The organism is Armatimonadota bacterium, assembly GCA_018268395.1.
GTDB lineage: Bacteria > Armatimonadota > Fimbriimonadia > Fimbriimonadales > Fimbriimonadaceae > JAEURO01.
Window position 1 is genome coordinate 689,287 of record JAFDWQ010000001.1, and the last position, 12,476, is coordinate 701,762.

Sequence of the window (12,476 nt, forward strand, 5' to 3'; positions counted from 1 at the left end):
CGTATTAAGAGGACCGGGCAGCCTTCCGAGAATGGCGTCACGATCGCCCACGCCACCACCCCCTGAACGTCCGTCCGACCCGCTTCAACCGCTCTCGGTGCACGTTCCAGCCGTTCGGGAAACGCGTGGCCAGCGGCAACAAGGTCAGCGAGCCTCTCCAGGCCGCGTCACGTTCCGCGGTCCAAGCGAAGGCCCGCCAAGGGACGGGGTCGCCTTGGCCGGCCCGGCGCGCTTCCTCCCGAAGCTGGAGCAACATCCGAGGAATCGGGATCGCCACGGGGCAGACCTCCTCACAGGCCCCGCACAGTGTCGAAGCCTTAGCCAAGGCCCCGAGGGCCTCGACACCCTCCAAAGCAGGCGCCAAGACCGCTCCGACAGGGCCGGAATACACATGGCCATAGGCGTGCCCCGATCCTTGGCGGTAGACGGGACAGGTATTCAGGCAGGCTCCGCACCGGATGCACTTCAAGATGTCGCGGTACGGGCCGGACGCGATCCGGCTCCGGCCGTTGTCGAGCAGGACGAGGTGCACGGACTCCGGCCCGTCCAAATCCTCCGATGCCCGTGGGCCTGAGATCAAGTGCGTGTAGACGGTCAACCGTTGACCCGTGGCAGAACCGGCCAGGAGCCGCAAGAACAGGGGCAGATCGGCGTCTCTTGGAAGGAGCTTCTCGATGCCCATTACGGCGATGTGCCTCTTCGGGGCGGTCGTACTGAGCCGGTTGTTCCCTTCGTTTTCGACCAGCACGATCCTTCCGGATTCGGCGATCGCGAAGTTCACGCCGCTGATGCCGACGTCAGCGCGTCGAAACTTGCCACGGAGGTGGTCTCGGGCCTGCATCGCGAGCCCTTCGGGCGACTCCGTGTAGTCCCCCAGCCCGTGTTCGACGAACGACCGGGCGACTTGACGACGGTCCTTGTGGATGATGGGAGTCACGATGTGGCTCGGAGTGTCCCCATCGATCTGGACAACGAACTCTCCGAGGTCGGTTTCGACCACCTCGAATCCCGCGCCCTCGAGCGCGGCGTTCAAGTGAATCTCCTCGGTCGCCATCGATTTGGCCTTGACGACGAGCCGCCCAGGAGCCTTCCGACAAAGGTCGAGAACGGTCTGGCGCGCTGACTCCGCGTCGGCGGCCCAATGAACTGTGATTCCGTTCGCGGTGCACGTTTCCTCCAGTTGGAGCAGCAGCTCCTTCCAATGGTCGAGAACGTACGCCTTGACTTCGGAAGCGTGCTTTCGGGCCGCTTCGGGATCGTCAAAGGCCGCCGAAAGCGCTTTGACCCGGGCGTCGGTCTTGGACACGGACGCCGAGCGGACGCTCTGCACTGTGCCTTCGTCCAAACGCTGGACGAACTCGTCGAAGCCCTTCAGAGACACGAAGCCAAGACCTCCGCAAAATGGGCGACCTCCAACTTTGGTCCCTCCCGGTCGGCGAGACCCTTCAGGTGCGCGAGGCACCCCATGTCGCCCCCGATCAGATCCGTCACGCCGGTCGCTCGGAGGCGTTCGAGTTTTTCAAGTCCGATACCACGGCTCGTCGCGCCGTGGGTGACGCAGAACGCCCCACCGAAGCCGCAACACTGGTCCGCCTGTTCAGGCTGGACGAGTTCGAGTCCAGGGACCAGACCGAGCAGCCGCTCTTGCGACGGCCCAAGTCCCAGCATCCGCCCATGACAGGAGCGATGGAAAACGGCCTTCCGTGGCGATGGCAGGGCCGGCCACGAGGTGACCGAGAGCGGCCCCAGCAGGAACTGAGACAGTTCGTAGCACGGGGCAGGGCCGAGACCGAGCATGTCGTAGCCTTCGTGCATCATCGCCGCGCAGGACGCACTGGGCGTGACGATCGGGACATCGTATCGGAACACGGCTTTCGCCCGCAACGCGATCCGGCGGGCGCTGTCCCAGTCTCCGGCATTGAACGGTGGTTGTCCGCAACAGGTCTGCCCTTCGGCAAACTCTACTTGGGCCCCAGCCTGTTCTAAGACCTTGACCGTCGCGATTCCGACCTCGCCATAGAACGCGTCGCACAGGCACGTCAGCATCAGCTGGACGCGCATGTCCCACCTTGTGGTTGAAAATCGCGCGTTTCGACGCTCTGGGTGATAAGCGGGCCGATCCCGTCGAACGGGACATGACCCATGGCGGCGAACTGCAGCGCCAGGTTCCCCAACACGGTCGCCTCGTCCGGTCCGGAGACCACGCCCAGCCCGGTCGCGTCGGCCAGAGCCTGACAGAACGCTTCGCTCCGTGACCCCCCTCCGACGACACGGAGCCTACGAACGGTCCTTCCGGAAGCCCGCGCAAGCCTGGGCACGTCAGAAGCGATGCAGTCGACCAAGCTTCCCAATGCGGCTTGAGCCCATTCGGCCTCCGTCTGCGGAACCTTGTCGAGCAGAGCCGCACACGCCTCAGGCATCGATTCCGGACTGTAAAGCGTGGGATGTTGAGGATCGAACCTTCCGGTGAACGAGCGGTCCCTGGAATCCAGCCAGTCGCCGATGCTCTCCCGGACTCCCAGTTCGTCGTGGACGCGGTTCAGGACATAAAAGCCGGGGATGTTCTTCAAGAACCGGATGCGGCCGTCGTGCGCCCATTCATTGGTCCAACCTCCAGATTCGGCGCCGTGCCCGGTCTCAGGACGGTCGAGGACGACGCCGAGGAGCGCCCATGTCCCGACGTTAAGGTAGGCGTCTCCTTCGGCCAGTTCACCGACGCCCAATACGGCGGAGGCCGTGTCGTGGCTCGCGACCGAGACCAGCGGCGCGCCCTCGGCCTGCCCGACGATGTCCCCGCACGCGACAGGTTGAAGCGAGGGCGGAGCCGCTCCCAGCAGCTCGAACGCCTCGGTGCTCCACTGACCGTCGAGCCCCATAAGTTGAGTGGTCGATGCTTGCGTCCGTTCGTAGCGACGGACCCCCGTCAGTAAGAATCCGATCAGGTCAGGCATGACGAACCAGTCGCAGCGTCGCAGCAATCCGGGATCTTCTTCGAGCCGTGCCGCCAATTGGTAGAACGTGTTGAACGGTTGGTGGGCGATCCCGGTCAGTTCGAACAACCGGTGGCGGACCGGAACGAGTTCGTCTGCCTTTCGGCTGTGGGTCGGATCTCGGTAAAGGACCGGCCCGAACTCGACGCGGCCGTCCTTGGTCACGAACGCGTGGTCCACCCCCCACGAGTCGATGCCGACTGAAGCACCGTGCGTCGCGGCATAGGCGGCCGCACGCCGGCAGAAACCCAGGATCAGGTCCAGGTCCCAGAACCGGCCCTTCGGAACGTTCGGGACTTGATCGATCGTCGAGAAGACGATTTTGCCGCCGTCGATCTGGCCGTGCGCGTACCGCACGGACGTCGCACCCAGATCGATGGCGACGGCGTTCAGCGCAGGAACCCCTCTCGGTTTCCACCGTCCACAGTGATCACGCAACCGGTCGTCCGTGACGAGGCCTTGTCGTTGGCCAACCAAGCCACCGCGCCTGCGACGTCGTCCGGCGTCACGTCCACTTTCAGCATCGTCCTGTTCCGATAATAGGCTTCGATCTCGTCCGGACGGATGCCGAGGTTGGCAGCGGTCTGCGCCCGCCATTCGTCGTTCCAGATCCCGCTCCCGATCACGACCGCGTCCGGATTGACCGCGTTGCACCTGATCCCGTCCTTAGCGTGGTCGACGGCGACCGAACGCATGAGATGGAGTTCGAACGCCTTGGCCGCTGAATACAGCGCGGCGTTCGAGCCGACGGCGACGCCGTTCTTGGACCCCACTACGACGATCGAACCGCCCGTCCCTTGGTGTTTCATCATTCGGACGGCCCGGGACATCGTCTCGAAATAGGCGGTCATGAGCAGGTCGGACAGCAGCTTGTAATCGCCGGGATCGGTGTCGGCGACCGTACCTCGTCGGGCGTTGCCCGCGTTCACGATGACGATGTCGACACCACCGAAGGCAAGGACGCTTTCGGTGAAAGCCCTGTCGAGCGCGGCTTCGTCGGTCACGTCGCAAACGACCCCTTTCACCGATCCTTTCGCCTTCGTCCCAAGGTCGTTGACGGCTTGTTCAAGCTTCGCTTCGTCCCGGTCGACCAGCACCACGCACGCTCCCAGCGCCGTCAGCGACCGCGCCACGGACTTTCCGATCCCTTGTGCGGCGCCCGTCACGACCGCGACCTGGCGCGAGAGGTCGCTCTCCGGAGGCTGCCGTTTCAACTTCGCCTCTTCAAGAAGCCAATATTCGATGTCGAAGGCTTCCTGTTCTGGCAGCGAGACGTATTCCGAGACCGTCTCCGCACCCTTCATGACCCGGATGGCGTTCCGATAGAACTCGCCCGTGACCTGGGCCTCCTGGGGGTTCTTACCGAGCGCGACCATCCCGACGCCTGGCACCAAGACGATACTCGGGTTCGGGTTCCGCATCGCGGGCGAGCCGGGGCGCCGGCACCGCTCGTAATACGCGGCATAGTCCTTCCGGAACTCGGCGAGAGCTGCTTCCAGGTCGTCTCCCTGACGGTAAACGAGCGGGCGGATCTTGGTCCTGAGGAAGTGGTCCGGACAACTCGTACCCAACTTTGAAAGCGCCCCAGACTTTTCTGAGGAGAGGAAATCCAGGACTTCTTCGCTCTGGTCGACGTTCGTGACGAGTCGCTTGCCCTCGAACATGACCAACCCGCGCAGGCGTGGCAGGAAGCCCGCGAGGAAGCTCCGGGGGTCCGTGGCGGTTTCGACCTCGACCCGCGCACCGAACGGTTCGGCTCCGACCGATTTCGAATCGATGTACTCCTGGGCCCGGTTGATCAACCTAATGGTGAGTTCGTAACACTCTTGCCAGTCGTCGGCCCAGCAGATGAACCCGTGGCTCTGCATCAAGGCACCCTTGATCCCTGGGTTGTCGCGGATCAGGTCCCGGAGCATCAGGCCCAAGTCGAAGCCCGGGCGCTTCCAGGAAAGGAACCCCATTTCTCCTTGCCAGATCTCTTGGTTCAGCCGCTCCGCGTCTTGACTCGCCGCGATCGCGATCACGGCGTCGGAGTGCATGTGCGAGACCGCCCGGAACGGGACATAAGCGTGAAGCGGCGTGTCGATCGAGCAGGCGGTAGGGTTGAGGCCGAAGACGCAGTGGCGGTACAGGTCGATGACGTCGTCCTCGTGAAGACCCCTTTCCTGGGTGACCCGCTCAAGGTCCAGCACTTTGTCCAGATAGAGCGAGGCGAAATTCGCCCGGCTCGCGGAACCGAGGTCGCCCCCCGAACCTTTGACCCAAAGGACTTCGGTGTCCTCGCCCGTCAACGGGTCCGGCATCGTGATCTTGGACGACGTGTTGCCGCCGCCGAAGTTCGTGACGCGCTTATCGGACCCGAGGAGGTTCGAAGCGTAGACGAGCTCCTCGACCGGATCCGTCCTTTGCGATGTTCCAGAGTCCCAAAGGGACGTCAACAAGCTCTCGGACTGTCCGGTCATACAACGATTATGGCCCTTGGCCCTTACGCTTCTTTCTGGACTCTAGGAGCTTTGTCGCCGCGGAAACATGCGTGGTTTCGACAGGATTCTCGGGTACCGGGACTTCGGCCCTTTCCGGAGCCGGTGCCGGCCGGGCCGGCTCTGAGGCTTCGCGGACCGTCCGGATCGTCTCCTTGGCGCGCTTCAGACGCGTCATGGGGACCGTGGCGGCTTGACGCTCCGTCTTCCGGCCCGTGACCCGGCTCCAGCCTGCCGCCAGGATCTGGGCCAGTGGCAAGGCCAACCGGCGGACGGCGATATCGAAGGGTAGCAGGACCGCTGCCGCCAAGAGGAACCAGCCCCAGAGGTCGGTGGCGGTCCGCCCCGTATAGGGCAACGGCCGTAACGCTTCGGACGGATCCTTGAGCCCTTGACCGTTTCCGAGTTGGGCGACCGTGCCAAGGAGCGACGTGTTCGTCCGATAGCTGCGATATTCCGGCGGATAGGCGACCGAAAACCCGCTGGAGGTCACGCGGCGCTGGTCGCCCGTTTCGCCTTCGGCGACGGAGACGATGTAGCTACCCAGTTCGTCGGCTTTGAATTCGGCCGAGAACTCGCCGGGGGCCTCCTGGGTCAAGGTGAGGTCTTGCGAACGCCCCGACGGCGAACTGACGCGGACCGTCGTCTCCGCGCCGCTGACGGGGTTTCCGAGACGGTCGGTCCCTTTGAGCGTGACCTTTCCGACCCCGCCCGCTTGCACGACGTCCACGTCGTAGTCGTTCTGCGTCGCCTTCCGGCTGACGGAGCGGGCGATCTGCCCCCAAAACCGTCCGAACCCGTCCCATCCCATCCAGCGCGACGCCCACCTGGATTGAGCGTCGGACAAGAACGCGTACGACGTCCCCAAGCCGTACTGCCATGACGCGAGGATCGGATCGCGCTTGGGCGAGACGAGTCCGACCCTCGAGAGCGGACGCGGATCGGCCAGGCAGTAGGCGAACAGGGCCGGAAACTCGTTCGAAGCAAAACCTCTCAGAGCCTCCTCGCCCGCCTTAAGCTCTGGCACGAACACCATCTCTTCGATCGCGGAGCGCGACATGACGGCGACGTCTTGCGTGAAGATCGCGGGCAATTTGGCCGCCTTGTTCGCCAAATAAAACCGACCGCCGCCGGCGGTGGCAAGAGCACGGAGGAACGGGACGTCCTTACCGTCACCGATCGCGACGACGGACGTCGTGATCTTGTCCTGCTTCATCTTCGAAACGACGTCGATCGAGTCTTCGTACGAGTCGACGTCGTTCCCATCGGCCAAGAGGAGGAAGTGCCGGACTTTCGAGTCGGAGGCCCTGAGGCGACTGTCGGCGAACCGTACGGACGGACCGGAGTAGATGCCTCCGCCTCCGACCCGGAGCTTCTTGATCTGGGCCACCACCGAGTCCTTGTCCTTCAGTTCTTGGATCGGGGCGACCAGTTCGATGCCGTCCGTGCTACCCGCGACGCCGACACGGTCGAGGGGTGACAACAGCTTCACGGTCTCCTCCGCCGCCTTTCCCGCAAGTTGGAGCTTTTCGACGCCGTCTTCGATCATGCCCATCGACCCCGACGCGTCGATCACGATGAGGACGGTCGTGGACGGATAAGTCTTCCGTTGTCGGATGTTCAGGTCGACGGGCAGCGCCTCAGCGACAGGAGTGCCGTACCAACCTCCGGGAAGGAACGAGTTTTCACCGCCGACCATGACGAGTCCGACGCCCGTGTCCCTCACGGCCGACTGCAAAGTCCGCATCTGCCCCGGCGTCACCAGCGCCGCGTTCAAGTCGTTCAGGACGACCGCGTCGTACGGCTGCACGTCTTCAGGCCGGACCGGGATGCCCTCGGCTCCGAACAACGCGACGTCGATCCCCTGGGCGCGGAACGCGTCGGCCAGTTCGTGCTTCGACGCATCGCCCTGGAGGAGAAGGACGCGTGGCTTCCCACGGACGGTCGTGAAGCTTGCGCCGACGTTGTTCCGGCTGTCCCCGTCCTCCCGGGCCAACACCGTCGCCCGGTACCGATAAAAGCCTGGCTTCAGGAGCTTCTGGTCCAGGACGAACGTCGTTCGTCCCACGTCCAATTGGACCGGTTGCCGGGCGATGACCGTGCCGTCACGGTCGATGACCACGGTCGCGACCTGGCGCACCGTCGAGTCGATCACGACCCTGGACTCGAACGGCTCTTCCGCCCTTCGTTCGCTCGGAGTCCGCATCTCGACGACGGCGACTTCGCTGGGCCTTGGCTTCGTCCCTAGGCCCACAAAGTCGACTTGGACCCCTTCGGTCCCGGCCACTTCGGCCGCTTGTGTGGCGTCTCCGCGGTTCTCGTTCCCGTCGGAAAGAACGACGATCCTCCGCCCCTTCCCTTGCGGCATCGTCGCCATGGCCAGACGCATGGCCGCAGCCATGTCGGAAACCGATCCGTCGACCTTCGACTGGATGCCGCCGAAGGAGCGACGTCCGGCCGGAGCCGAATCCAAGACCGGAAGCGCCCCGAACGCGACCACGCCTGCCAGGTCGTCGTCTCCTAGCCTTTGGAGCGCACCGTTCACGAACGCGTTCGCCGCCTTCTTGTCCTGGTCGGAGACGCTGTCCGAACAGTCGACGACGAACATCGTGGCGGTTCCCCGGTTCGGTTGGCGGGATTGAGGGCCGCACAAGGCGGCGACGCACAAGGCCGCCAGAACGGCCCGGACGACGAAGGCGAAGCGCTTCCGACCCTTCGCCATACCGTGGACGTGGCGCCAACTGAACACGAGCCCCGCGACGACCGGGATCAGGAGCAGGGCGTAAACGGGCGATGTGAAGACCACCTACGACCTCCTCGCGAAGTACCACCACTCGAAGCCGAGTACGGCCATGGCTGCGAGCACGATCCAGCGCCAGAAGTCTTCGAACCGGACTGCGCTCGACGTTCCCTTGACCGAAACCGTCCCCACTTCAAGATCGGTCTTGGGCGCGATGTTCGATTCGACCGGACTCCTGAGCGACGCATAGACGGCCTTCGCCTTTCCGCCGAGGTCGAGCGAGTACTTTCCGACCCTGTCCAGCCCGCGCACGGCGAGCCGGTCGTCCCGAGCCTCGATCGTGTCCCTTCGACCGTCGGGACGGGTCAACCCTGCGTCTTTCCGTCCCATGGCCGGAGCGACGAAAGAGGTGCCTGTCTTGACGGAAAGGGTGTCGGCCGCCTGTCGACCGATCAAGAAATCCAGGGCGTTACCGATCAGGATCGGAAATCCGACGTTCAGCGGGAAGTCCGACTGCATCGGCTCGAACGCCACATAGACTTGGCGAGACTTGCCTTCGGACACGACGACCACGGGGCCGTCCTTTGAATCCACCACGACCCGACCCATCGCTTTGGGCTCGACGCGTTGCATCCGCTCGACGAACACGCCGTCCCAGGACACGCCTTTACCGAGCGGATCGTTCGTACCCTGGATATCGCGCGGCGTCTGGACCGAGCCGGTCGTTTTGACGGCCGAAGTGGGGCCGGCCGCACCGAACGTCAGGACGCCCCTGGCCCGGACCGGTTGCTCGGGCACCCCGTCGAACACGACGATGTCGTAGGCCGCGTTCGAACGGACGGACTCCGGCAAGCGGTCCGCCTTGTCCAAAGTGACCCTCGGGTCGAGCGACAGCGCCTTCTCCAGGAACAGGTCGCCCTTCGTGACGAGCAGCACGTTGACCGAGGCTGCCGGATCGCACAACGTCACCGCCCAATCGTCCGCGGTCAAGGCGCCGCCACGGTCCAGCTTGGCTTCGAGCACCCTGGCCCCGGCGGGCACGGCGACCGTCCGGCCCCAGGTCTGGCCTGGTCCGATCGTCGCCTCGACGCTATCGATCGCCCTTCCGTCGGCGTAGACCGTCACGCCCGTCGCGGCCGGTTCCGAGCCGTAGTTCCGCACGCCGCAATAGACGGACCGTCCCTTCGGGCCTTCGTTGCTCCCGAACGCCTGGACGGCCAGGTTGGCCGAGGACTTCCCATACGGCGTGTAAACGACGTTCGCCTTTCCGGCCGCAAAGTCGTCGACGCGGTTGAACACGCCGTCGCTGAGGACGACGATCTTGGCCGCCTCGTTAGCGGAGGCGATCGCCGAAGCCAACCGGAGGGCTTCTCCCATGTCGGACTCGGCGTCGTACCGTCGGACGTCGGCGAGAAGGGAACGCTGCTTGTCGCCGTCGGATCCGAGCGGGAAGACGACCCGCGGTACCGGGCCGGCCTCGATCAGGGCGATGCGGTCGCCGACCGCGGCCGAACCGATCATTCGGTGCACTTCGGCCTTCGCCTGTTCGAAGCGACTGGGTTTGACGTCCGTCGCACCCATGCTGGCGCTCGAGTCCAGCACGACGACCGTGAGTTTGCCGACAAGACCGCGTTGCTTGATCTGCGGCCGGGAAAGCGCGAAGACGGCCAGGGACAGCGCCGCGAGTTGGAGGACGAGGAGCCAACTGAAGCGGAGCCTCTGAACGAGGGCGTTGGCCCGCACTTCTTCGGTCCGCTCCGGCCAAAGAAAAGTCGCGGGGACTTGGACGTCCCGACGCCGCATCCGGAGCAGGTAGAGGGCTACGATGGCCGCGCCCAACGGGAGGAGCCACAGCAAAGCCGAAGGACTTTGGACGTTCATTCCATCCAGCCCTCCCGCTTTAACACGTCCTTCACCAGACGGTCGATCCGCTCTCCCGCCACGACCTGTGCGTAACGTCCGCCGCTTCGACGGCACTCCTCGGCGAGAGCGTCGGTATGGGCCTTCAACCGCTCGCGGTATTCGCGGAGCGTGAACGAATTGACCGTCAGTTCGGCTTTCGCCCCCGTCTCGACGTCGATCAGCCGGAGGTCTCCTTCGAGGTCCGGTTCGAGCTCGACGTCGCTGAGGACCTGGAGGAGCCAAACTTCGTGCCCCCGACCCGCTAGGCTCCGCAGAGCCCCGACCGCCTGGGGGTGCAAGGCGTCAGAGACGACGACGGCGACGCCTGGACGCGACCGACCCGCGGCGAACTGTTTGAGCTCCGCGTCGAACGCGCGTTGCCCTTCGGGGCCCGTCGACGTCGCCCAGTTCGCTAGTCGGGGATAGGCGACCCGGCCCCTCATCGACCCCGACGGTCGCGATCGGGTCGAGAACATCCAGGGAAGCACGCTGTCCCCTCCGCTCAAGGCCACGTATCCGACGGCGCACGCAAGGGCCTTGGCCGTTTCGAACTTGGACGGTTCGCCGAACCCCATGGACGCGCTCCCATCGAGCAGGACGTAGACCGCAAGATCTTCCTCGTCGCGGTACGTCTTCGTCACAGCATGGCCGAGGCGCGCCAGGACGTTCCAGTCCAAGTGCCGAAGGTCGTCGCCTTCCGCATACTCGCGATAGTCGGCGAACTCGATGCTGATTCCCCGGCTCTGGGTCGTCCGCTCGCCACGGACCGAACCCGCGAACTTCCTCCGAGGCGCCAGGCGCAGACCCTCGAGGATCCGAAGCTCTCTCGGCTGAAGGACGAGGTCCATATCGATGAAGGGGCGCGGGTCAGACCCCGACCGGGTCCTTCTTGGCGCCATCGGCGGCGCGGACCGCTTCGTCGACCACTTGGTCGGTCGTCACCCCGTCGGCCTCGGCTTCAAAGTTCAACAGCACGCGATGGCGCAACGACGCCCTGGCCGCCTGCTTCACGTCCTCTTTCGAAACGTTGAACCGACCGTCCAGCAACGCGGCCACCTTGCCAGCCGTGACGATCGATTGCGCTCCCCGTGGCGACGCTCCGTACCGGGAGTACTTCTTGACGAACGGGCACGATTCCGGGCTCTCCGGATGTGTCCCGACGACGACCGAAAGCGCGAAATCGAGGACGTCTTGGGAGACGGGCACGTCCCGCACCGTCTTGCGCATACGCAGGACGTCGTCACCGTGAGCGACGCTCGAGACGGCGACGTCGTCTCCGCCCGTCGTCCGGTTCACCACTTCCGCGAGCTCGTGCTTGGTCGGATAGGGGACCAGGAGCTTGAAGAAGAACCGGTCGAGCTGGGCTTCGGGCAACGGGTACGTGCCCTCTTGTTCGATCGGGTTCTGGGTCGCCATCACGAGGAAGGGCTCGTCAAGGACGTGCCGGACACCGCCGACCGTGACCGACCGCTCTTGCATGGCTTCGAGCAGGGCAGACTGCGTCTTCGGCGTCGCGCGGTTGATCTCGTCGGCCAGGACGAGGTTAGCGAACACGGGCCCCTTGCGGAACTCGAACCCCCTGTCACCGGACTCTGACGTCGCCAAGACGTTCGTCCCCGTCACGTCGGCCGGCATCATGTCCGGGGTGAACTGGATCCGGCTGAACGACAAATCGACGGCCTGGGCCAGCGTCCGGACCAGGAGGGTCTTGCCTAAGCCAGGCATGCCCTCCAGCAAGACGTGGCCGTTCGCGGCCATACAGGTCAAGACGCCTTCGACCGTCTTGTCCTGGCCCACGAACACTTTTCCGATTTCGTTGCGCAACGACTCGAAGGTCGTCCGGAACCACTTTGCCGCGTCCTGGCCGTCAAAAATGTTCACCGGCCCCCTCCGCTGAGCGATTCGAAGTACTCCTTCACCCGTTTCTCCTGGTCTTTCGGGATCTTCCCGGACGCGACGGCCTTTTCCGCGGCGCTCTTGAACTTGGGCAGCACCTTCTGATACGGCACCGAAGACCGGTTGCCGACCTGGGTCGGAGCTTTGATCGTGACCGACCATTGGTCTCCTTTGTCGCGCCAGTCCCCCTTGACCGACGTCGTCGTGGTCTTCCCTTTGTTCTCCCGCTCGTGCTCGCTCTTCACGACCTTGCCTGTGTCGCTGAACATGTCGTCTTTGCCTGTCCCAGGGTTACCGTTCGGGTCTTGCATGCCGAATGCCTCCATCAGGCCCTGCATCTGTTGAGCGCTCATCCCAGCCTGCTCGAGCTGTTTCATGGCCTCTTCCATCTGGCGTTTGATCTCCTCCCGCTTAGCCGGGTCTTTCCAGTCCTTAGCGAACTGTTCCATCTGTTGCTTGAACTGCTCC

At 64.5% G+C, this 12,476-nt stretch carries 8 protein-coding genes; all 8 read right to left on the reverse strand.

What is annotated here, in order from left to right; all coding sequences use genetic code 11:
- Nucleotides 1–37 precede the first annotated feature (37 nt).
- The 8 genes from JST30_03140 to JST30_03175 are packed head-to-tail and all read right to left on the reverse strand — an operon-like array spanning nt 38 to nt 12,170.
- Entirely contained in the window at nt 38–1,381 is a 1,344-nt protein-coding gene (locus tag JST30_03140) for an iron-sulfur cluster-binding protein (protein ID MBS1713311.1), read from the reverse strand.
- Nucleotides 1,372–2,061, reverse strand: coding sequence for a (Fe-S)-binding protein (locus tag JST30_03145; protein MBS1713312.1), 690 nt, complete (start codon nt 2,059–2,061; stop codon nt 1,372–1,374). Before JST30_03145 ends, JST30_03140 begins: the two co-directional genes overlap by 10 nt.
- Nucleotides 2,046–3,428, reverse strand: a complete 1,383-nt coding sequence (locus JST30_03150) for a hypothetical protein (protein MBS1713313.1) — start codon at nt 3,426–3,428, stop codon at nt 2,046–2,048. The genes JST30_03145 and JST30_03150 overlap by 16 nt, the downstream gene beginning before the upstream one ends.
- A complete protein-coding gene (locus JST30_03155) occupies nt 3,380–5,452 on the reverse strand; it encodes a bifunctional rhamnulose-1-phosphate aldolase/short-chain dehydrogenase (GenBank protein MBS1713314.1) in 2,073 nt (690 codons plus the stop codon). The genes JST30_03150 and JST30_03155 overlap by 49 nt, the downstream gene beginning before the upstream one ends.
- 7 nt (nt 5,453–5,459) lie before the next feature.
- On the reverse strand, nt 5,460–8,276 hold the full coding sequence (locus tag JST30_03160; GenBank protein MBS1713315.1) for a VWA domain-containing protein: 2,817 nt from the start codon (nt 8,274–8,276) through the stop codon (nt 5,460–5,462).
- Nucleotides 8,277–10,067, reverse strand: a complete 1,791-nt coding sequence (locus tag JST30_03165) for a BatA and WFA domain-containing protein (protein MBS1713316.1) — start codon at nt 10,065–10,067, stop codon at nt 8,277–8,279. It lies immediately after the preceding gene.
- A 20-nt stretch (nt 10,068–10,087) separates the two neighbouring features.
- Nucleotides 10,088–10,960 carry a DUF58 domain-containing protein gene (locus tag JST30_03170; GenBank protein MBS1713317.1) on the reverse strand — a complete coding sequence of 291 codons (873 nt, stop codon included), beginning with the start codon at nt 10,958–10,960 and terminating at the stop codon, nt 10,088–10,090.
- A 19-nt stretch (nt 10,961–10,979) separates the two neighbouring features.
- Nucleotides 10,980–12,170 carry a MoxR family ATPase gene (locus JST30_03175; protein ID MBS1713318.1) on the reverse strand — a complete coding sequence of 397 codons (1,191 nt, stop codon included), beginning with the start codon at nt 12,168–12,170 and terminating at the stop codon, nt 10,980–10,982.
- Nucleotides 12,171–12,476: the final 306 nt, after the last annotated feature.

Bases quoted from the DNA above. Each gene is read 5' to 3' on its own strand.
- JST30_03145 (MBS1713312.1), bottom strand. From the start codon at position 2,061: ATGCGCGTCCAGCTGATGCTGACGTGCCTGTGCGACGCGTTCTATGGC.
- JST30_03155 (MBS1713314.1), bottom strand. From the start codon at position 5,452: ATGACCGGACAGTCCGAGAGCTTGTTGACGTCCCTTTGGGACTCTGGA.
- JST30_03170 (MBS1713317.1), bottom strand. From the start codon at position 10,960: ATGGACCTCGTCCTTCAGCCGAGAGAGCTTCGGATCCTCGAGGGTCTG.
- JST30_03175 (MBS1713318.1), bottom strand. From the start codon at position 12,170: ATGGTCGGTCACGATCAAAGCTCCGACCCAGGTCGGCAACCGGTCTTC.